Consider the following 24,786-nt stretch of genomic DNA (forward strand, 5'->3'; position numbering starts at 1 on the left):
TTTGGCCGAATGGCGATGGAGCTGAATGCGATCGAGCGGATGATCCGCGATGCGTTTCCGGATGCGGAGATCAAGATCGAGGATCTGGCCGGCGACGGCGATCATTATTCCGCGACCATCATCTCGGAGGCCTTCCGCGACAAAACCCGCGTACAGCAGCACCAGCTCGTCTATGACGCCCTGAAGGGCAATATGGGCGGGGAGCTGCATGCGCTTGCCCTCAAGACCTCGGCGCCGGCGGTGGCGACGGTCAGCGAGGAGGAAAAGGAGCTGCATCAAATGGACAATCAGGAGATCCAGGACTGGATCCGGCGCAAGGTCGCCGATCACGACGTCGTGCTGTTCATGAAGGGCACGCGCGAGATGCCGCAATGCGGCTTCTCGGCCCAGACCGCCTATATCCTCGGGCATCTCGGCCTCGACTTCGACGACATCAACGTGCTCGAGGACCAGGGCTTGCGCGAAGGCATCAAGGTGTTCAGCAACTGGCCGACCATCCCCCAACTCTATGTGAAGGGCGAGTTCGTCGGCGGTGCCGATATCGTGCGCGAGATGTTCCAGGCGGGCGAGCTGCAAGAGCTTTTGACCTCCAAGGGCATCAGCCACAACAATCAGACCCTGACGGCATAGGGGCGCATTCCACCGCATAAGCCTCCTCTGCCGCAGGCCCTTTGGTTGTCCTCGGAGTTTCCTTGAATCTTCCTGGGACGTTCGGCGTGGAGGTTGCGATGACGGAATGGGAGATCAGGGGCCGCGAGTTCGGCAACTGCAATTGCGACTATAGCTGTCCCTGCCAGTTCAACGCCCTGCCCACTCATGGCCATTGCCGCGGCCTGTCGGTCTATGAGATCGACGAGGGCTATCACGGCACGACGCGGCTGGACGGCTTGCGGGCCGGCGGCGTGTTTTTATGGCCCGGCCCGATCCATGAGGGCGGCGGCGAATATTTCCACATCATCGATAGCCGGGCGACGCCGGAACAGCAGCAGGCCTTGCGCCGGATCCTCCGCGGCGAGGACACCGAGCCCTTCGCCACGGTGTTCCAGGTCTTCTCCTCGACCTGCGATGTCGAGCACGCGCCGGTCTTCGCGGAGATCGATTTCGTGGTGGATATCGACGGCCGCACCGCCGAGGCCAAGATCGACGGCATCCTGGAGATGCGCGGCGCGCCGATCGTGAACCCGGTCACCGGCGCACCCCACAGGGTCCGTATCGTGCAGCCGAGCGGCTTTGAGTTCGCCGAGGCGGAGATCGGGCGCGGCTGGTCGAAGGTCACCGGACCTGTCGCCTACGAGCTTGCCGACAGCTATGGCCAGTTCGCCGAGATCCATCTTTGCCAGACTGGCGTGGTTCGTCCGAACGGGTGACCCCGGCCATGCTGGCGCTTCTGTTCAAGCGGGAAAATGCCATTGTTCTGCTGGCGCTCTGCCTGCTGATCGCGCTCGCCTGGCTGTCGCTGCTGACCGGCGCGGGCACGGGCATGGATCCGCGCATGATGAGCGGCTGGTGGCTGCCCCTCTCCGCCCCGGCAAGCCCTATGAGCGGCTGGAGCCCCGCCTACTGGCTGATCGCCTTCTTCATGTGGGTGGTGATGATGGTGGCGATGATGCTGCCCTCCGCCTCTCCTGCGGTGCTGCTGCACGCCCAGGTGCTGCGCCGCTCGAAGCCTGACGCGCCCGGGCAACGCGCCGCCACGGCCGCCTTCGCCGCCGGCTATATCGCGCTCTGGGTGCTATTCAGCGCCGCGGCCGTTCTCCTGCATTTCGCGCTTGAGCGCGCCGGCCTGCTATCGGGGACGATGAGCTCGCGCAGCGCCCTGCTCTCCGGCGGGCTGCTTGTCGCTGCGGGGCTGTATCAGCTCACCCCGCTGAAAGACGCGTGCTTGCGCCATTGCCGGGGGCCTGCGCACTTCCTGACCCAGCACTGGCGTCCGGGCCTTCTGGGCGCGTTCCGCATGGGGCTCGCCCATGGCGCCTATTGCCTGGGCTGCTGCGCCGTTCTGATGCTGCTGTTATTCGTCGGCGGGGTGATGAACCTGGTCTGGATCGCCGGGCTCACCCTGTTCGTGGCGGTGGAAAAGCTCGCACCGCACGGCGCCGCAATCTCCAGGCTAACCGCCATTTTGCTGATCGCCGCGGGGCTCGCGCTGATCGGTGCCAATCTCGCCGCCGCCTTCAGCTAGCGCCGGCGCCAAACGAGAAAAAGGGCGCCTGGGAAAAACCCGGCGCCCTTCTTCATCATGCGCTGCGTTCCGTCTCGACCGTCACGCAAAACGCGTGTCCGGGAGACGTTAGCCGCTAGCGCGAATAGAATTCGATGACGAGGTTCGGTTCCATCATCACCGGATACTGCACATCGGAGAGCGCCGGGATGCGGGCGAGCTTCGCCGTCATCTTGTTGTGGTCGACATCCAGATAATCCGGAATGTCGCGCTCCGAGCTCTGGGCAGCCTCCAGAACGATGGCGATGTCCTTGGCCCGGTCGCGGACCTCGATGACGTCGCCCTCGCGGCAGCGATAGCTCGGGATGTTGACCTTCTTGCCGTTCACCAGGACATGACCGTGGGAAACGAACTGCCGGGCGGCGAACACCGTGGTGACGAACTTGGCCCGGTAGACGACGGCATCGAGACGCGATTCGAGAAGACCGATGAGACGCTCGCCGGTATCGCCCTTCAGGCGCGCAGCCTCATGATAGATCGCCTTGAACTGCTTCTCGGTGATGTTGCCGTAATAGCCCTTCAGCTTCTGCTTGGCGCGAAGCTGCACACCGTAATCGGACAGCTTCTGGCGGCGGCGCTGGCCGTGCTCGCCCGGTCCGTATTCCCGCTTATTGATCGGGCTCTTCGGACGACCCCAGATATTTTCGCCAAGACGACGGTCGATCTTGTACTTGGCCTGAATGCGTTTGCTCATCAAAAACTCCAAAGCTCGTATCGCGCTGGCCCGCTGCGTTTTGCGTTTCTACGGCCTTTTGAGACGGCGGGGGCCCCAGGCGAATACGCAATTTTCGCGGATTCGCCAAGCCCCGAAAACGGCACCGGCTCGTGAAAATCAAGAAACGCGCCCAAGAAACGCCCGGGGTCTAGCCTCATCCAGCAGGCGTCTTGCGCGCAAGCACAGCTTTCGCTGGCGCTCTGTTACACGCAAATTGGAGAAAGTGTCAATTGGCGCCTGCAGTTTCCGGCGCAATTGGCTCGGCGACCGGCGCCTGGGCGGCCCGCACCGAGGTGACGAACTGGTTGATCGCCTCGATCACGTTTTGCTTCTTTTCGGCGGTGCAGCTCGGCCGTTTCGGCTTGAATCCCTCATCCTCGGACGGCGAGGCCTTAGCGGCGGCATCGCCCGACCCTTCCCCTGCGGGGGCTTTTTCCTCGAATTTCAACGTTCCGGTGAAATACGAGACCGAGAAACTATAGAGCGCATCGATGAATTGAAGCTGCTCGAAGCTCCAGACATTCCGATTCTGCTCGCCTTCCATCAGGGCGACATAGTTCTGCTGCTCCAGATCGGGCAAATCGCAGACCTGGGCATAAGTGGAGCGCATGGCCGCACGGATCACCATGCGGGCATCGTCCAGCGGAATGAAGAATTTCTTGGGGTCGCGCTTATCGAGCTGCACCGTGGCGCCGCCCGGCATAGCGACCGAGTCCGGGAGAATCGAAATGGCGTAGCTGCTCATGACGCGGACGGCGCTGTCGCTGAGGCCGTCGTTATCCTCGGAGCTGGAGGCCGGCGCCTTGGTGCGGGAGTTCAGCTCCTCGGAGACCATGGTCTCCGTTTGCTCGGCTGCCTTGGCCGGAAGGGCCGCCAGCACCGCCAACATCAGGGCCGCGCCGGTACTCCACTGGACCAAACAAACCTTCATTGAACATCCCTCTCCCTACCGCGCGGAAGCTATCATTGTTCTTAGCCATCGCAATAGGAGAAAGCGGGCGGAACTATGACAGTTCTGTCTTGCGTCTCAGGACCGCCGGTCGCCGCCCGTCAGCGCCGAAACGATGCCGCGCCAGGTGCGGACATCCTGTTCAGTCAATCCCATACGATGGAACATGTTGCGGATATTCCGCACCATGGTGGGCCGCTTCTCCGGCGGCCGCAAGAAACCGGCCTGATCCAGCTCGCGCTCCATATGCTCGAACAGGCCGAAAACCTCCGCCCGTTCCGCCGGGCGTGTATGCGGCAGGGTTACTCCTTCCTTGGCCGGGCCGTCAAATGTCGTGGCGCGGCCGAGGCCCTTTTCGGCGCCGGCTTTGCGCCATTCATAGCTGATCAGCAGCACGGTCTGCGGCAGGCTGAGGGAGGCGAAGGCGGGATCCACGGGGGCGGTGACGATACCGTCGGCAAGCGCCAGCGCATCGTTGTCGAGCCCGCTCCGCTCGGCGCCGAAGAGGATGCCACAGCGTTCCCCCTGCCCTGTGCGGTAAGCGAAATCCTTCGCCGCGCTCTCCGGGGTGAGCACCGGCTTGACCATATCGCGGGGCCGCGCCGTGGCGGCCAGCACGTGATGCAGATCGGCGACCGCCTGCTCGGTGGTCTCGAAGAGACGCGCGGCCTCGGCGATGGCCTTGCCGCCGGCCGCGGCGGAGAACGCCTTCTCGTTAGGCCAGCCGTCGCGTGGGGCGACCAGACGCAGATCGCCAAGGCCGAAATTCGCCATGGCGCGGGCGGCGAAGCCGATATTCTCGCCGAGCTGCGGGTTGACCAGAATCACCGCCGGCCCGGGACCGCCCGCCGCGCCCGTCTCTCGTTCTGCCTGTTTCCGCTCCAACGTCTTGCTTCCGCTCACCTCGGTCTCCATTCCACCTGCCCGCTATGCCGCGGACACGCCCGCTTTCAGGATCGGCGGCACGATGGTATAGGAAGGGCTTGCCCGTAAAGAGCGCAAATCGGTGGCGCGGGTTTTTCCGCGGCCATCACGGGTGGGCTTACGTTCATTTCCGGAGTCGTTTCCTTGCAAAAGATCGTCGTTGAGAACCCTATCGTGGAGCTGGATGGGGATGAGATGACCCGCGTCATCTGGCAGCTCATCAAGGACAAGCTGATCCATCCCTATGTCGAGGTTCCGCTGGAATATTACGACCTCAGCATGGAGAACCGCGACGCCACCGACGACAAGGTCACGGTGGATGCGGCCGAGGCCATCAAGGCCTGCGGGGTGGGCGTGAAATGCGCCACCATCACGCCGGACGAGGCGCGGGTGGAGGAATTCGGCCTGAAGAAGATGTGGCGCTCGCCCAACGGCACGATCCGCAACATCCTCGGCGGGGTGATCTTCCGCGAGCCGATCATCTGCAAGAACGTGCCGCGGCTGGTGCCGGGCTGGACCAAGCCGATCGTGATCGGCCGCCATGCCTTCGGCGATATCTACCGGGCGCAGGATTTCGTGGTGCCGGGCAAGGGCACGCTGTCGATCCGCTTCGTCGGCGAGGACGGCACCGAGATCGAGCGGGAGGTCTACGACTTCCCCGGCGGCGGCGTCGCCATGGGGATGTTCAATCTCGACGAGTCGATCCGCGACTTCGCGCGCGCTTCGCTGAATTACGGTCTGGCGCGCAACTATCCGGTGTTCCTGTCGACCAAGAACACCATCCTCAAAGCCTATGACGGCCGCTTCAAGGATCTCTTCCAGGAGATCTACGATGCAGAGTTCCGCGAGGAGTTCGAAAAGCGCGGCCTCACCTACGAGCACCGGCTGATCGACGACATGGTGGCCTGCGCCTTGCGCTGGTCGGGCGGCTATGTCTGGGCCTGCAAGAATTACGACGGCGACGTGCAGTCCGACACGGTGGCGCAAGGCTTCGGCTCGCTGGGGCTGATGACCTCGGTGCTGATGACGCCGGACGGCAAGATCGTGGAGACGGAGGCCGCCCACGGCACCGTCACCCGGCATTATCGCCGGCATCAGCAGGATCTGGAGACCTCCACCAACTCCACTGCCTCGATCTTCGCCTGGACCCGGGCGCTGAAGCACCGGGCCAAGCTGGACGGCAACGAGCTCCTCGCCAGCTTCGCCGCGACGCTGGAGACGGTGGTGGTGGACACTATCGAGTCCGGTTCCATGACCAAGGATCTGGCGCTGCTTGTCGGCCCCGATCAGGGCTGGCTCTCGACCACCGGCTTCCTGGACAAGATCGACGACAATCTGAAAAAGGCGATGGCGGCGTAAGCCGCTTTCGCTTACCGGCGCGGCGCGGCTTTTCGTTTCGCAGTCCGGGCTTTGCCGGGCGCGGCGGCGGCCTGGCGCTGCTGTCTTTCCCGGCGCTCGGCTTCGGTCCGGATCGTGGTCAAGAGCTCCGGATGCCGGTGCACCAGCTGCGCCAGCGCCACCGAATCCAACACATAGACCCGGCACGGCGTCTTGGCGGTGACGGTGTGCTGGTGGCGGCGATGCTCCAGAAGCGCCATCTCGCCGAAGAAATCCCCCTCCTTCAGCAGACGCTTTCTGCGCCCTCTCTGGGAGAGCTGGGCTTCGCCGCTCTCCAGAATGAACATGGCGCCGCCCGGATCCCCCGCCGAGACGATGGGAGAGCCCGGCGCGAAGACCTGGGTGAACACCAGCTTGGTAACCTCGGCGATCTCCGCCGCATCCAGGGTGGCGAAGAGCGGCACCCGGGCGACCTTGCCCCAAGTGGCGACGAAAGCATGGCGGTTCACCTCCTGGCCGAAGCCGGCGGCGAGAATGGCGACGGGCATGGCGAAGGCGGCAAGGCCGAGCACCATGACGAAGCTGCCGAAGATCTTGCCGAGGGGGGTGATGGGAACGACGTCGCCATAGCCGATGGTGGTGATGGTGGCGAGGCCCCACCACAGCGCGGCGGGAATCGAGCCGAACTTATCGGGCTGGGCGTCGCGCTCCAGGAAATACATCATGCTGGCGCAGAACAGCAGCATGACCACGAGCACCAGCAGCGCGCCGAACAGGGCGCGCCATTCCTGCACAAAGACGCGCTGCATGGTTTGCAGCGCCGGCGAATAGCGCGCCAGCTTGAGCAGCCGGAACAGGCGGATGACCCGCAGGATGCGGAGATCGAGGGGGATGAACGCGCCGAGATACCAGGGGGCGACGGCGAGGAAATCGATCACCATGATGGGACGGGCGGCGAATTTCGCCCGCGCGCGCCAGGGCCGCTCGTTGCGGAAGAGCGGGATCTCCACCGCGCTCCAGAGGCGCAGGATGTATTCGATGGTGAAGACGACCACCGAGATGGCATTGAAGTGCCAGAGCGCCCGGGCATGCTCGGTGGCGAACGGCTCCACGGTCTCCAGCGCGAAGGACACCGCATTGGCGACGATCAGCGTGATCAGGAAGGCATCGACGAAGCGGGCCGCGGGATGGGCGGTGCCGCCGACCTCGAGAATGTCGTAGGTCTTCCGGCGCCAGCGGCGCCAGAGCGACCCGTCGCTCATATGGCCTCTTTGGCGACGCCGGCGGAGGCGGCTTGCAGCTCCGCGGCGATGGCGGCCAGCGCATCGTCCGCCTTGCTGCCATCGGTGCCGCCGGCCTGAGCCATATCCGGGCGGCCCCCGCCGCCCTTGCCGCCAAGGATGGAAGCGCCGAGCTTGGCGAGATCGACGGCATTGGCGCTGGCGGTGAGATCGTCGGTGACGCCGACCACAAGGCTGGCCTTGCCTTCCTCGCTGATGCCGATAATGGCGACAACGCCCGAGCCGAGCCGCTTCTTGGCCTCGTCGACCAGGCCGCGCAGCTCCTTCGCCGGCACGCCCTTGGCGGTGCGGCCGAGAAATTTCAGCCCGCCGATATCCTGGACGGCATCGCCGCCGGAGGCGCCGTCTCCGCCGCCGCTAAGCGCGAGCTCCTTCTTGGCCTCGCCAAGCTGGCGCTCAAGCTTGCGGCGCTCGTCCACCAGAGCGGCAAGACGGGTCAGCAGATCGTCGGGGCCGACCTTCAGAAGCTCGGCCGCCTCGCGCACCTTGTCGTCCTGAGCGGTGAGATAGTCGCGCGCCGCCTCGCCGGTCAGCGCCTCGATGCGGCGCACGCCGGAGGCGACGGCCGTTTCGGCCACGACTTTCAGAATGCCGATCTCGCCGGTGCGGCCGACATGGGTGCCGCCGCAAAGCTCGATGGAATAGGCATTGCCGGCTTTGCTGCTGTCCGGGCTCGTGCCCATGGAGACGACGCGGACCTCGTCGCCGTATTTCTCGCCGAACAGGGCCAGCGCGCCCTTCTCGATGGCCTCGTCGGGGGTCATCAGATGGGTCTCGACGGCGCTGTTCTGCAGGATCATGCGGTTGGCCAGGGCCTCGACCTGCATGATCTGGTCGTGGGTCATGGGCTTGGGATGGGAGAAGTCGAAGCGAAGCCGGCCCGGCTGCACCAGCGAGCCCTTCTGGGCAACATGGGTGCCGAGCACCTCGCGCAAGGCCTCATGCAGCAGATGGGTGGCGGAATGGTGCGAGCGCGCGCCGCGGCGCCAGTCGTGATCGACCTCCAGCTCCACCGTGTCGCCGAGCTTGAGGCTGCCCTTCTTCAGCGCGCCCTCATGCACGAAGAGGCTGCCGAGCTTCTTCTTGGTGTCTTCCACCTCGAACAGAGTGCCGTCTGCGGCGATGACGCCGTGATCGCCGACCTGGCCGCCGGATTCGGCGTAGAACGGGGTCTGATTGAGGATCACCGCGCCGCGATCGCCGGCGTTCAGGCTGTCGACGCTGGTCCCGTCCTTGACCAGGGCGACGATCTCGCCGGAAGCGTTCTCGCTGTCATAGCCGAGGAATTCGGTGGCGCCGGTCTTCTCCTTCAGCTCGAACCACAGTGTCTCGGTGGCGGCCTCGCCGGAGCCGGCCCAGGATTTGCGCGCCTCGGCACGCTGGCGCTCCATGGCGGCCTCATAGCCTTCCGCATCGATGCCGATGCCTTTGGCCTTCAGCGCGTCTGCTGTGAGGTCGACCGGGAAGCCATAGGTGTCGTAGAGCTTGAAGGCGACCTCGCCGGGCAGCGTGCCCCCTTCCCCGATGCCGCCGACCGCTTCGTCGAGCAGCTTCAAGCCGCGGTCCAGGGTCTCGCGGAAGCGGGTCTCTTCCAGCTTCAGGGTTTCGGTGATCAGGGCTTCGCCGCGCTCCAGCTCCGGATAGGCGCGGCCCATCTCTGCGTTCAGCGCCGGGACCAGGCGGTAGAGCAGCGGTTCCTCGGCGCCGAGGATATGGGCGTGACGCATGGCGCGGCGCATGATGCGGCGGAGCACATAGCCGCGCCCCTCATTGGAAGGAAGCACGCCGTCGGCGATCAGGAAGCTGGAGGAGCGCAAATGATCGGCAATGACGCGGTGGCTCGCCTTGGCCTCGCCTTCTGCCGGCTTGGCGGTGAGATCGACCGAGGCCTCGATCAGATGGCGGAACAGGTCGATATCGTAATTGTCGTGGGTGCCCTGCAGCACCGCGGCAATGCGCTCAAGCCCCATGCCGGTATCGATGGAGGGTTTGGGAAGATCGGCGCGGGGGCCGTCCTCGCGCTGGTCGTATTGCATGAAGACCAGGTTCCAGATCTCCACGAAGCGGTCGCCGTCCTCGTCGGGACTGCCGGGCGGGCCGCCGGGGATCTCCGGACCGTGATCGTAGAAGATCTCCGAACAGGGGCCGCAGGGGCCGACATCGCCCATGGACCAGAAATTGTCGGAAGTGCCGATGCGGATGATCTTGTCGTCGGAGAAGCCGGAAACCTTGCGCCAGATCTTGGCCGCCTCCTCGTCCTCGGCATAGACGGTGATCAGCAGCCGCTCGGCGTCGAGGGCGAAATCCTTGGTGAGCAGATCCCAGGCCAGCGCGATCGCCTGCTCCTTGAAGTAGTCGCCGAAGGAGAAATTCCCCAGCATCTCGAAGAAGGTGTGATGCCGGGCGGTGTAGCCGACATTGTCGAGATCGTTATGCTTGCCGCCGGCGCGGACGCATTTCTGCGACGAGGTCGCGGTCTTGTGATGACGGGTCTCGGCGCCGGTGAAGACGTTCTTGAACGGCACCATGCCGGCATTGACGAACATCAAGCTCGGATCGTTATGGGGGACGAGCGGGGACGACGGCACCACCTCGTGGCCGTGCCGTTTGAAATACGCCAGGAAATTCGCCCTGATATCGTTGACGCCGGTGTTGTGAGCCAAGCTTTGTCGTTCCGTCGGTTGGTGGTTTTCGGCATCGCACCGCTTGCGGCGCGAAGGCGTTTATCCGGATTTTCCGGCCTTCGCCCATACGCCTTCAGCTTACGGCAAAAGCCTTAAAAATTGGGCTGAGACATAGGATGGCGAGGAAAAGCTGTCCAGGCGTCTACGTCAAGAAAAACGCGACCGAAAAGCGCCGCTTCGCGTCATCGCCTGGTGTCAAAACGCAAGCGGGCGACCTTGAACCCAAGGCCGCCCGCAAGACTTTTCAATTCGATTGCCGTCTCAAGGCGCTTTTCCCGACGCCTTTCCAGGAGCCTTGCCCGGCCCCTTGCTCGGTCCGTTGCCCTTGCGCGGCTTAGCCGCGGCGGCGGCGTTTGCCGGCGGCACTGGCGATGGAGGCGATGCCCTCCTCCTCGTTCGCAGCGGCCGGCTCTTTCACCTCGCCGGTCTCTTCGTCGATCTCGGCCCCGTCATCGTCGAGGATGCGTTCGGCAATCAGCCCGGCATTCTGGCGCACGGCCTGCTCAATCTTGTCGGCCATCTCCGGATGCTCTTTGAGATAGGCCTTGGCGTTCTCGCGGCCCTGGCCGATGCGCTCGCTATCGAAGGAGAACCAGGAGCCGGATTTCTCCACGATGCCGGCCTTGACGCCGAGATCGATCAGCTCGCCCATCTTGGAGACGCCCTCGCCATACATGATGTCGAACTCGACCTGCTTGAAGGGCGGGGCCACCTTGTTCTTCACCACCTTGACGCGGGTCTGGTTGCCGACCACCTCGTCGCGCTCCTTGATGGCGCCGATGCGGCGGATATCGAGACGGACGGAGGAATAGAATTTCAGAGCGTTGCCGCCGGTGGTGGTCTCGGGCGAGCCGAACATCACGCCGATCTTCATGCGGATCTGGTTGATGAAGATCACCATGCAGCGGGATTTGGAAATCGAGGCGGTGAGCTTGCGCAGGGCCTGGCTCATCAACCGGGCCTGGCTGCCCATCTGAGCCTCGCCCATCTCGCCTTCCAGCTCCGCCTTGGGCGTCAGCGCCGCCACGGAGTCGACCACCAGCACATCGATGGCACCGGAGCGGACCAGGGTATCGGCGATTTCCAGCGCCTGCTCGCCGGTATCGGGCTGGGAGACCAGAAGATCCTCCAGGTTCACCCCGAGCTTGCGGGCATAGACGGTATCCAGGGCGTGCTCGGCATCGACGAAGCCGCAAATGCCGCCCTTCTTCTGAGCCTCGGCCACGGCATGCAGGGCCAGGGTCGTCTTGCCCGACGATTCAGGCCCGTAAATCTCGATGATCCGCCCCCGGGGCAGGCCGCCAATGCCAAGGGCAATATCCAGCCCCAGCGAGCCGGTGGAGATCGCCTCGACCTCGACCACCTTCTCATTGGCGCCCAGGCGCATAACCGAGCCCTTGCCGCAATTCCGTTCGATCTGGGAGATCGCGGCCTCGAGGGCTTTTTCCTTATCCATATCTTCTCCCTCTACGAGGCGCAGCGCAGCGTTCGACATCCGATTTCTCCCCTATTTCACACGCGATTCGGCGTGGGTAAACGGTTGAATTGCGATTGCGTGGCGATTGAGCCAATCGTACCCGGTTTGTTCTCTGTTCGCAAGATGTTCTTTTGGGTCGATGCAGCAGGGTTAGTCGAAATGTCTTAGCTGGCTCGGTTGCGTGAGCGGCTCCCGATCACCATTCCGACCGCGTACAAAAGTGCTCCAATCGGAATTAAAATTGCCGCGTGTATGTGCGGCCATTCTATCCCCGGGAGCGCCCTAGCACCCAGGATGATCCATATTAAAACGGTGAAATCGCTTAGAGCTATAGCGAGCCGAGAGACTGAGTAATGAGATTTGCGCGAAAGAACTCCCCACCAGTGCGCATCATCCTCTCTGGGGGTAATAGCTTCGGTAAACAGGCCTTTGACTAGGACATCTTCATACGTCTCCAGCTTGGCCTCCCATGCCATCTGCCAATATTTACTCCCGCGATTGGCAAGGGTCCATGCCACGCTACACACAAAGCCAAAGCTGGAAATGGTGAGCAACAATACAGCGTCATCTTGAGGGCGACTACCTAACGCTCCGTAAGCCAGAAATGCCGCAGCGATAAACCCCCAAAAAAATAGAGATCTTTTCCAGAATAGATCGATCTCAAATTTCCGAGTGTCCGCAGCAATTTCGAGAATCTTTTCTTTCTTTTTGCGTTCTGCGCTCTCTGATTCCGACATACCCCCACAACCTCTTGGATGTCCCTTCTAAAAACACTACCCGTTTGCTTTTTCCAAGTCGAGCATTCGGACATCTCCCTTGGGCGTGGCGGCGATGCTCTACCGCTACCGCCAGGGCGATTCCAACATGCGCTCGGTGTGGATCTGCTCGCGCAACGATGCCTATAGCAATCTGGCGGTGCTCGCCGCCGCGCTCGGCGTGTTCGGCACCGGCAGCGCGCTTCCCGATATCGGGGTTGCCGCAGTGATGGCGGGGCTGGCCCTGCATGGCAGCTACAGCGTGATCCGCCATGCCTTTGCCGATCTCAGACGCGACCGGGCAGCGCAAGCGGACGCCGCCTCCGGCCAGGAGCCGGCGCTGTAATCCCCCTACCCCGCCTCGTCGTAGCGGCGCGAAGGGTAGTGATCGCGGATATGCTCTTTGAAGTAGGTGCCCCTGGATGGGGCCTCGGCGAGCGCGCGATAGACCTCTTCGGGCACCTCGTCGTAGACATAGAGGCCGCCGCTTTGGAAGCGGACGGTCAAGCTACGGTCGGCAACATCGTAGAAGAAGGCGCGGATGACGTCGGAAGGCATAAGGCGAATTCCAAGGGCTCGCCGCCCCGGAACCCGCCCGCAGCGGCATTGATCCCTTAGGATATGGTTGTTTTCGCCGTTTGTGCCAGTGCGAAGCGCAGTTAATCCCCTACGCGGTTACAAGAAGGTTTCGGCTGCAGCCCGCGCATTTGGCTTTCGCGCTCGGTTTGCGCGCCGGGCCTAAGTAGCGAAGCTCGGCGCGGCCGCGAGCGGCTCAAGCACGTCGCCCTGGAAGGTGGAAGGGTAGTTCTGGCGGATATGGTCGTTATAGAAGCGCCCCTGAGAAGGCGCCTCGAGAAAGGCCTGATAAACCGCCCCGCTCACGCCATGAAAGCTATAGGTGCCGGCATCGCGGAAGGTGATGCGAAGCTCGGAGGATTGCGCATCGTGCTCAACATGGACGATGCTCCCCGAATTCACGTAAGGCATGGTCGTCTCCGTTTCCCCGTCTTTTCAAATGGGGGATTGGCTTCGGAGCGCACTTGAGAAAAGCGCGCACCACAAAATACGCCAGGTGAACCCAACGCTGCACAAAAACGCCTGGGTTGGTTGACGGCCCGTCTCCGGCCTTTCCCCCGTCTTTGCGGCGTGGAAATCGCAAGGGAGCTGCCGGCTGTTGCCTGCGCTGCTCGAAGGCGGCCCTCTGCGTTTCTCAAGGCCGCTTGCGATCTGCCGCACCCTTGAAGCCGTTCTTGTCCGACTCAGGAATGCGGTGCTGAGTCGCGTGCGACCTTGGGTGCCAAATAGTGATCTGGAAGAATTCTACGCGTCAAGCGCTTATGCGGCCTACTCCGAAGCCGCTTGAGCGGGCGCATCTTGCGCCTTGTCTTTGCTGGCTTCTTCGGCACTGTAGCCGTAGCGGTCCATGAGCGGCTTCATGCGCTCGACGATGCGGGCCTTGATGTCGGCGGGCAGCTCGTATTCGGAGGTCTTGTGCTCCGAGCGGCTGTCCAGATAGGCCTGCATCTTCGGCTCGGCGGCGGAGAAATCGCCAATGTCGAGCTTCTCGTAGGTCTCGCGCAGCCGGCCGATCGGGTCCTTGACCAGATCCTCGTAGCGGATTTCCACCAGCTTCTCTTCCGGAATCAGGTGCTTGTCGGCCTCGAAGCGCTCGGTCAGGCGCTGCATCATGTCGAGCACGTAATCGTCCAGCCAGCCGCTGACATAAGGCGGGTTGTGCAGGCCTTGGGTGGAATAGAGCGCGCGCCACAGCTTCACCGTCGAAGGGAAGACGTGCAGCGGGTTGCGGGTGATGTAGATGAAGCGCGCCTCGGGGAAGCGCTCGACCAGATAGCGCACCCGCGCCGAGTTGGCCGGCGATTTCATGATCAGCGGCTTGTTATGCTTCACCATGAGGCGGCGGTAGAACCACATGTAATGGTCGAACCAGCGCTCGCGCTTCTCCGCCGGGACGCCCTCGAAATCGAGATATTCGGTGTCGGCCGGGCCGTGGCGCGGCCAGGCCATGGTGATCAGCGGGCTCCCTTCGCCCAGCATGATGACGCCGAACTCCTCCTCCTGCGGGCGGTCGAAACCGACCGGCACATCGTCCTGCGGGCGCTTCTTGGGCAGCAGCACCTTCATGATGCGGGACAAGATTCGCTCGGTGATCAGGAAGTGGTGCGGGAAGAAGCACTCATAGGTGGTCGGGTAGGCGGTGTTCGGATCGGAGGCCAGAAGATCGTGCAGGAAGGTGGTGCCGGTGCGCCAATGGCCGATGACGAAGACCGGCGGCTGGTCCAGCTTCACCTGCTTGATGCGGCGGCGATAGATCAGCTCGCTCAACAGATAGAGCGGCGTGTTGATGGGACACCACAAGATCAGGGTGAGCACATCGGGAATGCAGTTGGAGGTGAAGTCGAAACGGCCGCGGGCAAACAGCTTCATCAGCGTGCCGAAGCGCATGCCGTACCACATATAGAGCAGCTTGCCGCCATAGCGGTGGATGCCTAGGAATTTCGCCTTGGGCTTCCGCTTGGCGAGCTTGGTCGCGGCCTTTTGCGGGTCGTCGGGAATCTTCTCGTAATCGGACACGAAAGAGCGCTCCAGATGCTGTCTGACCGGTGTCTGTCAGCACGGGGTGTTAAAGGGGATTGGGGCTGAAGGGAACCCCTAAGGCAAATCGAAGGTCGATGCCAGGGAAACAGCGGTAATGCGGTGAGGAAAACGCCGCCGAACCGGCGTTTCGCTCAAGCCTCGAAGGCCTCTTTCACCGCCGCGGCGAGGCTTTTGAGATCGAAGGGCTTCTGCAGGAACATGAAGGCCTCGTTCTCGTCCAGATTGCGCTTGAAGGCATCCTCGGCATAGCCGGACATGAAGATGATCTTGAGGTCCGGATGGGTGGCGCGCAGCTCCTTCATCAGGGTCGGGCCGTCCATCTCCGGCATCACCACGTCGGAGACGACGAGATCGACCTCGCCGTTCTGCTCCTGGAACACCTCCAGCGCCTCGGCGCCGGTGCCGGCTTCGAACACCTTGTAACCGCGCTGGCCGAGCGCCCGGGCGGCAAAGCTGCGCACGGCATCCTCGTCCTCCACCAGAAGCACCGTGCCGCGGCCGGTCAGGTCCTTGGCGCTCTCCTTCTTCTCCGGCTTCTCGACCGGGATCTCCTCGGGCGCGGCGATATGGCGGGGCAGATAGACCTTCATGGAGGTGCCCTTGCCCTCCTCGCTCTCGGCGAAGATATAGCCGCCGGTCTGCTTGACGATGCCGTAGACGGTGGACAGGCCAAGACCGGTGCCGCGGCCCACCTCCTTGGTGGAGAAGAACGGATCGAAGATTTTTTGGATGACCTCCGGCGGCATGCCGGTGCCGGTGTCGGTGACCTCGATCAGCACGTATTCGCCGGGCTCCAGATGACGCTGGCCGAGCTCTCGGGAACGGCGCTCGGAGACATTGGCGGTGTGGATGGCGAGCTTGCCGCCATCGGGCATGGCATCGCGGGCATTCACCGCCAGATTGATGATCACCTGCTCCAGCTGATGCTGATCGGCCTTCACCGGCCACAGGTCGCGGGATTGCTCCAGCTGCAGCTCGATATTCTCGCCCAGCAGGCGGCTGAGCAGCGCCGAAAGCTCGGAAACGAGCTCGCCCGGCTGCAAGACTTGCGGCCGCAAAGTCTGCTGGCGCGAGAAGGCCAGAAGCTGACGCACCAAGCCGGCCGCCCGATTGGCGTTCTGCTTGATGTTCATGATGTCCTTGAAGGCCGGATCGGTGGGCCGGTGGTTCTGCAGCAGGAAGTCGGAGAAGCCGATGATCGCCGTCAGCATATTGTTGAAGTCGTGGGCGATGCCCCCGGCGAGCTGGCCGATGGCCTGCATCTTCTGGCTCTGGGCGATCTGCAGCTCCAGCGCCCGCTGCTCGGTGGTGTCCACGGCATAGGCGATGGCGATGTCGTTTTCGCCGTCGACCTGCTCCACGGGGCTGAGATAGAGCCGGCCGCTCTTTTCCTTGTCGGCCTGGAGGGTGAAGTCGATGGGCTCGATCAGCCCCTGGCCGCCAGCCGCCAGCTCCAGCGCATTGGCAAGCGCGCCCTGGCCCTCGTCGTCGATCAGGCTGCCGATGGCGACCTTGACGGATTTGCCATTGGCCTTGCCTTCCACGGCCTGGCCGAACAGGCGCGCGAAGGCGGCGTTGGCGGCGCTGATCTGGCCTTGCCGGTCGAGGGTGGCGATGGCGATGGGCGAGGCCTGGAACAGCCGCGTGAAGCGGAGCTCGGCGGCGCCCGCCTCGACCGCCTCGCCTGGCGCCCGGTTCAGCACCAAAGCCTGGGCCCAGCCGGCCTGGCCGCCGCGCGGCAGACGATGCAGGATGCGCACCGGCAGGGTGGTGCCGTCGGCCTTGACCAGATCGAGATCGAATTTGCGGGTGATCGGGCTGGAGGCGCGCTCGCGCCCCGCCCCCGCCAGGAGCGCGGCGCCATCGCGCGACATGATCTCGTCGAGCTTCAGACGGCGGGTGGCCAGATCCGACAGATCGAGGCCGAGCCACTGGGCCAGCGTGGCGTTGAGATATTCGATATTGCCTTGCGCATCGGCGGTGAAGAAACCGGCCGGCGCATGATCGAGATAGGCGATGGCCTGCTGGATCTTCTCGAAGCTCGCCTCCTGGTTCTGGCGCTCCTCGGTGATCTCCTCCACGCCCCAGACGGTCAGCGGCGCTCCGCGGTCCGACTCGGGGTGGGACGGCATCGCGCGCACCGAGATGCGGAACCAGCGCGGGGCGAGCCCCGGCTCCTCGTAACTCTCGCCAAGCGGCGGAATGCGGAACTCTTCGCTCAAGGCCCGGCCCTGCTGGGCGGCGCGGGTGAGGCGGAAAATCGGCTCGGCCAGATGCACATTGCCGGCAAAGGCGCGGTCGGGCGCCGGCACGGCTGCGCCCTCCTCCAGCCCGACCAGGGACCGGTAGGCTTCGTTGGCGTAGAGCACGCGACCGCTATTGTCGGTGATCAGCGTGCCGCTGGGCAGATTGTCGAGAAAGGACTTGGCGATATCGTTGCGCGCGGCGCGCTGGCCGAAATGCAGAATGCCGACAGCGCCGGCGAACAGGCAGAACACGCCGACGACCGCGAGGCCGGCCAGAATCGCCAGCACGACGGGCTGGGCGATCTCGCGCGAGACCAGGGCGAGGCCTACGGCCACGGCGGCGAGGCCCAGCGCGAGCAGGACCACGAGGCCGACGCTGCCTTCGCGTTCGGTCCGGTCGGTTACAGGCTCCACATAGCGCATTGGCGCTCCAATATCGGACATGGCAGGAAAATAGCCGATTCGGTTGCAGGTCAGCCGCGGATAATGCGCAAGGAGCGGCTGGCGCAAATGCTTACCGATTCGGTGTTAACGTCTTCTGAGGACCGAAATATCTTGCGCTTTAGACGAGGATAAGGCTATCGCAGCGGCCCGCTGGCCTGTGCCTGACCGCAATCCTTTGCTAGAAGAGGCGCCGGGGCGCAAGGTTAACGGCTGCAAGATACGGCCTTCTTACGAGTGGTTCGCCAAAGTGATGGATACCAGCAACCTCATCCTCGCAATCGCCCTCTTCCTGTTCATCATCGCGCTGATCGCGTTGCTGGCCTGGGGGTTCAAGGCGTTCTTTTCCAGCAGCAATGCCGGTCCGAGCTTCCTGCGCAGCCGCGAAAAACGGCTCGGCGTCTCTGAGACCTACAATATCGACGGCAAGCGCCGGCTAATGCTGGTGCGGCGCGACGACAAAGAGCATCTTCTGATGATCGGCGGCCCCGTCGACGTCATCATCGAGACCGAGATCGAGGCGCGGCGGCCGCTGGAGCATCCGCTGGAAGACGTGGTCATCGATCCAGGCGAGCGGCGCCAGGCGCCGCCGGAAGACTACCCGCAATCCTAAGCGCTTAAGGCGGCTTCGGCGCGCCTTCCCCTCACCGAATGCGGTCGGCATCCGGGCAGCCTCGTCTGCGCGGCTCATAAACTGGTGCAGGATTGCCGCAAATCGACGTGACGGGTTGAACGAAAGGTCGCAACCCATTTGATTCCTTAGCCTATTGACTGATGCAGAAAGGCCACGCCAGTTTTGCTTGTCGAGGGGCAGAAAATAGGCTAAAAACAAAACAGTACTTACGGTGTGCTGCGCCAAGTCGTAGCAGGTAGATGGGTGTCGCCGGTGCTTTCATCTGCTCTCGCCGTAAGAACGCCGGCAGTTCCCTGCTAATGGTCCGACATCGGCTGGTTTTCCAGCCCTGTCAGTCCCCCAAAAACCTCTCCACTCCCCGCTTCCCCAGCGGGGAGTTTTTTTATGCGGAATCGGCTGTGCTCTGGGGAAGCGGGGTTCTCGCGTTCAACGCCCACTGACGCGGGCTTTTGGCTTCCCCAGCGGGGCGTTTTTATGCGGAATCGGCTGTGCTCTGGGGAAGCGGGGTTCTCGCGTTCAACGCCCGCTGACGCGGGCTTTTGGCTTCCCCAGCGGGGCGTTTTTATGCGGAATCGGCTGAGCGCCCGGGCCTGTCATTCCGGCGTCAGCCGGAATCCAGCTCCATATGCCAAGCTTCCCGCTGGATACCGGCTTTCGCCGGTATGACGCCGTGCCTTGCGGCCACTCTCTCCCCCACTCGTCATCACCGGGCTTGTCCCGGTGATCCACGACTTTCTAGGCATGATCGCGCGCGCTGTGTTCGTGGATGCCCGGCACAAGGCCGGGCATGACGCCTTGAGTGTGTCTGGCGAACGCGGACTTCCCTCCAGCGTTGACCGCAAGCCGGCCTTCCTGAACATTTGGCGCATCATGTTCGCACGCCGCATCATTCGGCTCGGAGTCGTCTTCGCCGCGCTCGTAGCTTTGGCCTGTGCGGCCAGCGCAGACGAAGCCGCCATGCCCAAAGGCTTCGTTTATCTCCGCGACGTGGATCCAACCATCCAGCAGGATATGCGCTATGCGGGGCCGGACAATTTCACCGGCCGGCCGGTGCCGGGCTATGAGGCCGGCGAATGCATTCTGGTGCGGCCAGCCGCCGAGGCGCTGAAGGCGGCGCAGGCCGAGCTCGCCGCCAAAGGCCTCTCGCTCAAGGTCTATGACTGTTACCGCCCCACCCGAGCGGTCGCGGCTTTCGTCGCCTGGGCCAAGGAGCCGGACGACCTGCGCATAAAGCGCGTCCATTACCCGGACTTGCAGAAAACCGCGCTGTTTCCGGCGTATATCGCCACGCGCTCGGGCCATTCCCGCGGCGCCACAGTCGACGTCACCCTGGTGCCGGCCGGCTCAACGCCGATGGGAAACGCTCCGCCGGAGACGGCCGCCTGTACCGATGCGGCGCCGCGCGACAACAGCCTCGATATGGGCGTCTCCTTCGACTGCTTCGACCCGAAAGCCAATAGCGATACGCCCGGTCTGACGCCGGAGCAGCGTCGGAACCGCAAGCTGCTGCTAGATGTCATGGCCCGCCATGGCTTCCGCAATTATCCGAAGGAGATCTGGCATTACAGCTTCAAGCCGGAACCCTACCCCGGCACCTATTTCGACTTTCCCGTCCGCCCGCGCCAGACCGCCGGCACGCCGTGACCGAGCATAGGCACGGCCCCATCATCGAAAGCGATATCCCGGCGCGGCTGGAGCGTCTGGCCTGGGGCTTGTTTCATTCCAAGGTGGTGCTGGCACTCGGCATCACCTGGGTGCTGGACGGGCTGGAGGTGACGCTGGCCGGGGCGGTGGCCGGCGCGCTGAAACAGAGCCCGGCGCTCGATCTCGACAATGCCGGAGTCGGCATCGCCAATAGCGCCTATCTCGCCGGGGCGGTTCTGGGGGCGCTTGCCTTCGGCTGGCTGACCGACCGGCTGGGGCGCAAACGCCTGTTCTCCATCACCCTCGGCGTCTATCTGATCGCCACCGGCGCCACCGCTTTTGCCTGGGACGCGCCGAGCTTCATCCTGTTCCGCTTCCTCACCGGGGCCGGGATCGGCGGCGAATACACCGCCATCAACTCGGCGATCCAGGAGCTGGTGCCGGGGCGGTTCCGCGGCTGGACCGATCTGGTGATCAATGGAAGCTTCTGGATCGGCGCGGCCGTGGGGGCAGCCGGCTCGCTGATCCTGCTCGACCCGGCGCTGCTGCCTGCCGATATGGGCTGGCGCGCCTGCTTCTTCATCGGCGCGCTGCTGGGGCTGATCATCCTGGTGCTGCGGCAATGGATTCCGGAATCGCCGCGCTGGCTGATGACCCATGGGCGCCCCGAGGAGGCCGCCACGGTGATCGCCGAGATCGAACGTCAGACCAAACAGGTGCCGCCCGGCGCCGCAGGAGATGGGCATCCGCCGGTAAAAATCCGGCCGCGCAGCCATACGCCTCTGCGCGAGGTCTGGCACAGCCTGTTCGTCGGCCATCGCCGGCGCACGCTGGTGGGCCTCAGCCTGATGACGGCGCAAGCCTTCTTCTACAACGCGATCTTCTTCACCTATGCGCTGATCCTCACCGATTTCTACGATATCGCAGCCGATCGGGTGGGCTGGTACATCCTGCCCTTCGCGGCGGGGAATTTTCTCGGACCCCTGCTGCTCGGGCGGCTGTTCGATACCGTCGGGCGGCGTCCGATGATCGCCCTCACCTATGGCATCTCGGGCATTCTCTTGGCGCTAACCGGCGCGGGCTTTGCTGCCGGGCTGCTCTCGGCAACGACGCAGACGCTGTGCTGGTCGGTGATCTTCTTCTTCGCCTCGGCCGCGGCGAGCTCGGCCTATCTCACAGTGAGCGAGACTTTTCCGCTGGAGATCCGGGCGCTGGCCATCGCCTTCTTCTATGCCATCGGCACCGGCATTGGCGGGGTGTTCGCGCCGGCGCTATTCGGCGTTCTGATCGACACTGGATCGCGGGTCAGTGTGTTCTGGGGGTATCTGTTCGGCGCGGCGCTGATGCTCGGCGCGGTGGCCGTGATCTTGCGCTGGGGCGTCGCCGCAGAACGGCGTTCCCTGGAAGAGGTTGCAAAGCCGCTTTCATCCGCCGACTGAGCCGGCGGGCAAACGCACACCCTCCCACTGGGCGGCGGCTTCGGCGTCTTACCCGTCCCGGTAAACGCGTTCGCGTTTCTCGTGACGCCGGTCTTTATTCGTCCCGGAAGACGCGTTCGCGTTTCTCGTGACGCCGGTCTTTAGCGTTCGCGTTTCTCGTGACGCCGGTCTTTATTCGTCCCGGAAGACGCGTTCGCGTTTCTCGTGACGCCGGTCTTTACTCGTCCCGGAAGACGCGTTCGCGTTTCTCGTGACGCCGGTCTTTACTCGTCCCGATAAACGCGTTCGCGTTTCTCGTGACGCTCTTGCGCCTCGACGCTCAACGTGGCGATCGGCCTTGCATCCAGCCGTTTCAGGCTGATCGGCTCGCCGGTCTCCTCGCAATAGCCGTAGGTGCCTTCGTCGAGCCTGGACAGCGCCGCGTCGATCTTGGCGATCAACTTGCGCTGCCGATCGCGGGCGCGAAGCTCGAAGGCACGCTCGCTCTCCGAGCTCGCCCGGTCGGCGATATCGGCATGCTGCTCGGATTCGTTTTGCAGATGTTCGAGCGTCTGTTTGGTGGAGCGGAGAATCTCTTCCCGCCAGTCCAGCAGCTTCTGCCGAAAATAGGCAAGCTGCCTTTCATTCATGAAGGGCTCGTCGTCGGTGGGACGATAGTCCTTGGGGATCGCATTCTTGGGCCGCATGACAGCCTCATTTTTCACAACGAGTTCACCTGCTTGGGGCGACTAACTTTGCCCCACCTGCCAGCACTGACCGTTCATAGGTCACGTTCCCCCCGCTGGCCGCCCCTATTTACGGAAGCGGTGTGCCAAGTCAAGCGGAGAGGTTGGGTTGACAGTGCGGAGTTTTGTTAAGTGTGGGAAATCGGTCGCGCTGCGAAACTCGTGCTAGAGCTAGCGTTGCGCATGCCAGAGGCCAGGCAGGCGCAAGCGACGAAGACGGCAAACGAAGGTTCATTTTCCGTGGCGATCTCCCATATCGCGCAAGATACCGCCGATGCGTTCCGCAATGTCGGCCATTTCGCCTCCGACCTGACGCACCCGACCTTGCGGCTCGGCGTCACCGGGCTGGCGCGCGCCGGCAAGACGGTTTTCATCACTGCCCTCATCCACAATCTTTTATCCGGCGGGCGGCTTCCCTTCTTCGACGCGGTGGCCGAGGGTCGGGTGACGCGGGCTTTTTTGGAGCCACAGCCGGACGATACGGTGCCGCGCTTCGATTTCGAATCGCATCTGGCGGCGCTGACCTCCGAGCCGCCACACTGGCCGGAGAGCACGCGGCGGATCAGCCAGCTGCGCCTGGCGCTGGAATACGAACCGCAGAAATTCTGGAAGCGGCAATTCGGCTATGACCGGTTGCATGTCGATATCGTCGATTATCCCGGCGAATGGCTGCTCGACCTGCCGCTGCTCAGCCGCGACTTCGCCGAATGGTCGGCGGATTCCCTGGAGCAGAGCCGGCTTGCGGGCCGCACGGGCATCGCCAAGGACTGGCACCAAGCCTTGAGCGCGGTGGATCCGGCAGCACCCGCCGACGAGGCGCTGGCCGTCACCCTCTCCGATCTGTTCAAGGATTACTTGCGCGCGGCGCGCTCCGATCAATATGCGCTGTCGACGCTGCCGCCGGGGCGCTTCCTGATGCCGGGCGATCTGGAAGGCTCGCCGGCGCTGACCTTCGCTCCGCTGGATGCCAAGGGCGAGACGCGGTTTCCGCGCAATTCGCTGTGGGCGATGATGGCGCGGCGCTACGAGGCCTATAAGACCCATGTGGTGCGCCCGTTCTTCCGCGATCACTTTGCGCGGCTGGACCGGCAGATCGTGCTTGTCGACGTGCTGGCGGCGCTGAATGGCGGCCAGGAGGCGGTGGCCGATCTGGAGCGGGCGATGACCGATATTCTCGGCTGCTTCCGCACCGGCGCCAATTCGCTGTGGTCGAGCCTGTTTCGGCCGCGCATCGACCGCATCGTGTTCGCCGCCACCAAGGCGGACCATCTGCACCATTCCAGCCATGACCGGCTGGAGGCGATCTTGAAGCTACTGACCGAGAAGGCGATCGATCAGGCGCAATTCGGCGGGGCGGAGGTAAAGGCGCTGGCCATGGCGGCGATCCGCGCCACGCGCGAGGGCGAGGCCAAGCGCAATGGCGAAGTTCTCCCTTGCATCATCGGCAGCCCGCTGGCCGGCGAACAGATCGGCCGGCGCAAATTCGGCGGCAGTGATGAATTCGCCATTTTTCCCGGCGACCTTCCCGAGGATCCGGAGGAAGCGCTGCGCGGCGGACAGATCCAGCCCGACGCGATGCGCTTCGTCCGCTTCCGCCCGCCCGATCCGGTGAAGCTGCCGCAGGGCGGCTTCGCGCCGTTTCCGAATATCCGCCTGGACCGGGCGCTGCAGGCTCTGATCGGAGATCATTTGGGATGAGCAACAACCGCCGCAAGCCCGCCTCCTTCCGGGTCGAGGAGGTGGAGATCGTCACCCCGCCACCTTCCGCGCCGCCGCCGGGCCAGGCGCTGTCAGAGCCGCCCGCCAAAGTGCCGGGCCTGCCCGAGCTGCGCAAAGGCATCGCCTGGGGCAGCCTGTTTCTGGCCGCCGCCACGGGGCTTGTCGGCATCGCCGCGGCGATCTGGTTCGATGCGCTGATCAAGGATCTGCTGGCCCGCGACGACTGGATCGGCTGGGCCGCCATCGGGCTGCTCGGGATCGTGCTGTTTGCGCTGCTGATGATCGTGCTGCGCGAGGTGGCCGGTCTGTTGCGGCTGCGCCGTCTTGGGCTCCTGCGCCACGAGGCGGACAGCGCCATGCGTCAGGACGACAAGAAGCTGGCCGTCGACGTGACCCACCGGCTGAAGCAGCTCTATCACCGGCGCCAGGACATGGCCTGGGGGCTACAGCGCCTGTCCGAGCACGAGAACGACATCATGAATGCCTCGGAGTTGATGCTGCTGGATGAGCGCACGCTGGTCGCGCCGCTGGATGCGCCGGCCCGCGCCATCGTCGCCGATGCGGCCAAGCGGGTCTCGGTGGTAACGGCGGTGAGCCCTGCGGCGCTGGTGGATATGATGTTCGTGGCGGCGGAGAACCTCCGCATGCTGCGCAAGCTGGCGACGCTTTACGGTGCGCGGCCCGGCACCCTCTCCCTGATGCGTCTCGCCCGCATGGTGATCAGCCATATCGTGCTCACCGGCGGCATCGCGCTCGGCGACGACGTGATCCAGCAGGTGATCGGACACGGGCTGACGGCACGGCTTTCGGCGCGGCTCGGCGAAGGCGTGTTCAATGGCGCGCTGACCACCCGTATCGGCATCGCGGCGATCGATGTCTGCCGCCCCCTGCCCTATATCGAGGCGAAGCGGCCGCGCTTCCGCGAGCTGGTTGCCGAGGTCGCCGGGCTCAGCTGAGC

General features: G+C 63.9%; 21 protein-coding genes and 2 pseudogenes. 11 read left to right on the plus strand and 12 right to left on the minus strand.

The window, feature by feature from the left end; translation table 11 throughout:
• Positions 1–39 precede the first annotated feature (39 nt).
• The 4 genes and pseudogenes from HT051_RS15160 to HT051_RS10610 form a co-directional block, all read left to right on the plus strand.
• A pseudogene (locus tag HT051_RS15160) lies at positions 40–177 on the plus strand (BolA/IbaG family iron-sulfur metabolism protein); the annotation flags it as partial.
• A 102-nt stretch (positions 178–279) separates the two neighbouring features.
• A complete protein-coding gene (gene grxD / locus HT051_RS15165) occupies positions 280–630 on the plus strand; it encodes a Grx4 family monothiol glutaredoxin (protein ID WP_174542972.1) in 351 nt (116 codons plus the stop codon).
• A gap of 98 nt (positions 631–728) precedes the next feature.
• On the plus strand, positions 729–1,367 hold the full coding sequence (locus tag HT051_RS10605) for a DUF1326 domain-containing protein (protein WP_174542001.1): 639 nt from the start codon (positions 729–731) through the stop codon (positions 1,365–1,367).
• Positions 1,334–2,182: a DUF2182 domain-containing protein gene (locus HT051_RS10610; protein WP_246810060.1), complete on the plus strand. Its 849-nt coding sequence runs from the start codon at positions 1,334–1,336 to the stop codon at positions 2,180–2,182. Before HT051_RS10605 ends, HT051_RS10610 begins: the two co-directional genes overlap by 34 nt.
• A 115-nt stretch (positions 2,183–2,297) precedes the next feature.
• Here the strand turns inward: HT051_RS10610 and rpsD are convergent, their stop codons facing one another.
• From rpsD to HT051_RS10625, 3 genes are all read right to left on the minus strand, one after another.
• Positions 2,298–2,915 carry a 30S ribosomal protein S4 gene (gene rpsD, locus HT051_RS10615; protein WP_174542002.1) on the minus strand — a complete coding sequence of 206 codons (618 nt, stop codon included), beginning with the start codon at positions 2,913–2,915 and terminating at the stop codon, positions 2,298–2,300.
• A gap of 247 nt (positions 2,916–3,162) precedes the next feature.
• On the minus strand, positions 3,163–3,867 hold the full coding sequence (locus HT051_RS10620) for a hypothetical protein (RefSeq protein WP_174542003.1): 705 nt from the start codon (positions 3,865–3,867) through the stop codon (positions 3,163–3,165).
• Between the two features lie 96 nt (positions 3,868–3,963).
• Positions 3,964–4,788 carry an RNA methyltransferase gene (locus tag HT051_RS10625; RefSeq protein WP_246810061.1) on the minus strand — a complete coding sequence of 275 codons (825 nt, stop codon included), beginning with the start codon at positions 4,786–4,788 and terminating at the stop codon, positions 3,964–3,966.
• A gap of 165 nt (positions 4,789–4,953) precedes the next feature.
• Here HT051_RS10625 and HT051_RS10630 point away from each other — a divergent pair, with 165 nt between their 5' ends.
• Positions 4,954–6,168, plus strand: a complete 1,215-nt coding sequence (locus tag HT051_RS10630; RefSeq protein WP_174542005.1) for an NADP-dependent isocitrate dehydrogenase — start codon at positions 4,954–4,956, stop codon at positions 6,166–6,168.
• Between the two features lie 11 nt (positions 6,169–6,179).
• Here the strand turns inward: HT051_RS10630 and HT051_RS10635 are convergent, their stop codons facing one another.
• From HT051_RS10635 to HT051_RS10650, 4 genes and pseudogenes are all read right to left on the minus strand, one after another.
• Positions 6,180–7,409, minus strand: a complete 1,230-nt coding sequence (locus tag HT051_RS10635) for a cyclic nucleotide-gated ion channel (protein WP_174542006.1) — start codon at positions 7,407–7,409, stop codon at positions 6,180–6,182.
• Entirely contained in the window at positions 7,406–10,111 is a 2,706-nt protein-coding gene (gene alaS, locus HT051_RS10640; protein WP_174542007.1) for an alanine--tRNA ligase, read from the minus strand. The genes HT051_RS10635 and alaS overlap by 4 nt, the downstream gene beginning before the upstream one ends.
• 454 nt (positions 10,112–10,565) lie before the next feature.
• Positions 10,566–11,627: pseudogene (gene recA, locus HT051_RS10645) on the minus strand (recombinase RecA); the annotation flags it as partial.
• 146 nt (positions 11,628–11,773) lie between these two features.
• Positions 11,774–12,346: a hypothetical protein gene (locus HT051_RS10650; protein WP_174542009.1), complete on the minus strand. Its 573-nt coding sequence runs from the start codon at positions 12,344–12,346 to the stop codon at positions 11,774–11,776.
• Positions 12,347–12,440: 94 nt separating this feature from the next.
• On the opposite strand from HT051_RS10650, the gene HT051_RS10655 reads away from it, so the two are divergent.
• Positions 12,441–12,710 carry a hypothetical protein gene (locus HT051_RS10655; protein ID WP_174542010.1) on the plus strand — a complete coding sequence of 90 codons (270 nt, stop codon included), beginning with the start codon at positions 12,441–12,443 and terminating at the stop codon, positions 12,708–12,710.
• A gap of 5 nt (positions 12,711–12,715) precedes the next feature.
• On the opposite strand, the gene HT051_RS10660 is transcribed toward HT051_RS10655, so the two are convergent.
• The 4 genes from HT051_RS10660 to cckA form a co-directional block, all read right to left on the minus strand.
• On the minus strand, positions 12,716–12,922 hold the full coding sequence (locus HT051_RS10660; RefSeq protein ID WP_174542011.1) for a KTSC domain-containing protein: 207 nt from the start codon (positions 12,920–12,922) through the stop codon (positions 12,716–12,718).
• Positions 12,923–13,102: 180 nt separating this feature from the next.
• The gene (locus tag HT051_RS10665) at positions 13,103–13,351 is read right to left on the minus strand and encodes a KTSC domain-containing protein (RefSeq protein ID WP_174542012.1); all 249 of its coding nucleotides are present in this window, start codon (positions 13,349–13,351) and stop codon (positions 13,103–13,105) included.
• A 357-nt stretch (positions 13,352–13,708) separates the two neighbouring features.
• On the minus strand, positions 13,709–14,956 hold the full coding sequence (locus HT051_RS10670; RefSeq protein WP_174542013.1) for a sulfotransferase: 1,248 nt from the start codon (positions 14,954–14,956) through the stop codon (positions 13,709–13,711).
• A 155-nt stretch (positions 14,957–15,111) separates the two neighbouring features.
• Positions 15,112–17,670 carry a cell cycle histidine kinase CckA gene (cckA, locus tag HT051_RS10675; RefSeq protein ID WP_174542014.1) on the minus strand — a complete coding sequence of 853 codons (2,559 nt, stop codon included), beginning with the start codon at positions 17,668–17,670 and terminating at the stop codon, positions 15,112–15,114.
• Between the two features lie 250 nt (positions 17,671–17,920).
• Between cckA and HT051_RS10680 the strand changes: the two genes are divergently transcribed.
• The 3 genes from HT051_RS10680 to HT051_RS10690 all read left to right on the plus strand — a co-directional run bounded on the left by HT051_RS10680 (position 17,921) and on the right by HT051_RS10690 (position 21,384).
• Positions 17,921–18,280, plus strand: coding sequence for a flagellar biosynthetic protein FliO (locus HT051_RS10680; RefSeq protein WP_174542015.1), 360 nt, complete (start codon positions 17,921–17,923; stop codon positions 18,278–18,280).
• A 762-nt stretch (positions 18,281–19,042) separates the two neighbouring features.
• Positions 19,043–19,945: a M15 family metallopeptidase gene (locus HT051_RS10685; RefSeq protein ID WP_246810062.1), complete on the plus strand. Its 903-nt coding sequence runs from the start codon at positions 19,043–19,045 to the stop codon at positions 19,943–19,945.
• On the plus strand, positions 19,942–21,384 hold the full coding sequence (locus tag HT051_RS10690; protein WP_174542016.1) for an MFS transporter: 1,443 nt from the start codon (positions 19,942–19,944) through the stop codon (positions 21,382–21,384). Before HT051_RS10685 ends, HT051_RS10690 begins: the two co-directional genes overlap by 4 nt.
• 263 nt (positions 21,385–21,647) lie before the next feature.
• Here HT051_RS10690 and dksA read toward each other — a convergent pair whose 3' ends face one another.
• Positions 21,648–22,070 (minus strand): RNA polymerase-binding protein DksA, encoded by a 423-nt coding sequence (gene dksA / locus HT051_RS10695; RefSeq protein WP_174542017.1) that lies wholly within the window; start codon positions 22,068–22,070, stop codon positions 21,648–21,650.
• A gap of 222 nt (positions 22,071–22,292) precedes the next feature.
• Here dksA and HT051_RS10700 point away from each other — a divergent pair, with 222 nt between their 5' ends.
• Together HT051_RS10700 and HT051_RS10705 are read left to right on the plus strand one after the other, a co-directional pair.
• Positions 22,293–23,807 (plus strand): YcjX family protein, encoded by a 1,515-nt coding sequence (locus HT051_RS10700; protein WP_174542018.1) that lies wholly within the window; start codon positions 22,293–22,295, stop codon positions 23,805–23,807.
• Positions 23,804–24,784, plus strand: coding sequence for a YcjF family protein (locus tag HT051_RS10705; protein ID WP_174542019.1), 981 nt, complete (start codon positions 23,804–23,806; stop codon positions 24,782–24,784). The genes HT051_RS10700 and HT051_RS10705 overlap by 4 nt, the downstream gene beginning before the upstream one ends.
• Positions 24,785–24,786: the final 2 nt, after the last annotated feature.

The organism is Methyloligella sp. GL2 (assembly GCF_013341275.1).
GTDB lineage: Bacteria > Pseudomonadota > Alphaproteobacteria > Rhizobiales > Methyloligellaceae > Methyloligella.

Coding starts and splice junctions, on each gene's coding strand:
- HT051_RS10620 (WP_174542003.1), bottom strand. CDS start 3,867: ATGAAGGTTTGTTTGGTCCAGTGGAGTACCGGCGCGGCCCTGATGTTG.
- cckA (WP_174542014.1), bottom strand. CDS start 17,670: ATGTCCGATATTGGAGCGCCAATGCGCTATGTGGAGCCTGTAACCGAC.
- HT051_RS10685 (WP_246810062.1), top strand. CDS start 19,043: ATGATCGCGCGCGCTGTGTTCGTGGATGCCCGGCACAAGGCCGGGCAT.
- rpsD (WP_174542002.1), bottom strand. CDS start 2,915: ATGAGCAAACGCATTCAGGCCAAGTACAAGATCGACCGTCGTCTTGGC.
- dksA (WP_174542017.1), bottom strand. CDS start 22,070: ATGCGGCCCAAGAATGCGATCCCCAAGGACTATCGTCCCACCGACGAC.
- HT051_RS10605 (WP_174542001.1), top strand. CDS start 729: ATGACGGAATGGGAGATCAGGGGCCGCGAGTTCGGCAACTGCAATTGC.
- HT051_RS10635 (WP_174542006.1), bottom strand. CDS start 7,409: ATGAGCGACGGGTCGCTCTGGCGCCGCTGGCGCCGGAAGACCTACGAC.
- HT051_RS10655 (WP_174542010.1), top strand. CDS start 12,441: ATGCTCTACCGCTACCGCCAGGGCGATTCCAACATGCGCTCGGTGTGG.
- HT051_RS10705 (WP_174542019.1), top strand. CDS start 23,804: ATGAGCAACAACCGCCGCAAGCCCGCCTCCTTCCGGGTCGAGGAGGTG.
- HT051_RS10665 (WP_174542012.1), bottom strand. CDS start 13,351: ATGCCTTACGTGAATTCGGGGAGCATCGTCCATGTTGAGCACGATGCG.
- HT051_RS10660 (WP_174542011.1), bottom strand. CDS start 12,922: ATGCCTTCCGACGTCATCCGCGCCTTCTTCTACGATGTTGCCGACCGT.
- HT051_RS10650 (WP_174542009.1), bottom strand. CDS start 12,346: ATGTCGGAATCAGAGAGCGCAGAACGCAAAAAGAAAGAAAAGATTCTC.
- HT051_RS10700 (WP_174542018.1), top strand. CDS start 22,293: ATGCCAGAGGCCAGGCAGGCGCAAGCGACGAAGACGGCAAACGAAGGT.
- grxD (WP_174542972.1), top strand. CDS start 280: ATGGACAATCAGGAGATCCAGGACTGGATCCGGCGCAAGGTCGCCGAT.
- HT051_RS10680 (WP_174542015.1), top strand. CDS start 17,921: ATGGATACCAGCAACCTCATCCTCGCAATCGCCCTCTTCCTGTTCATC.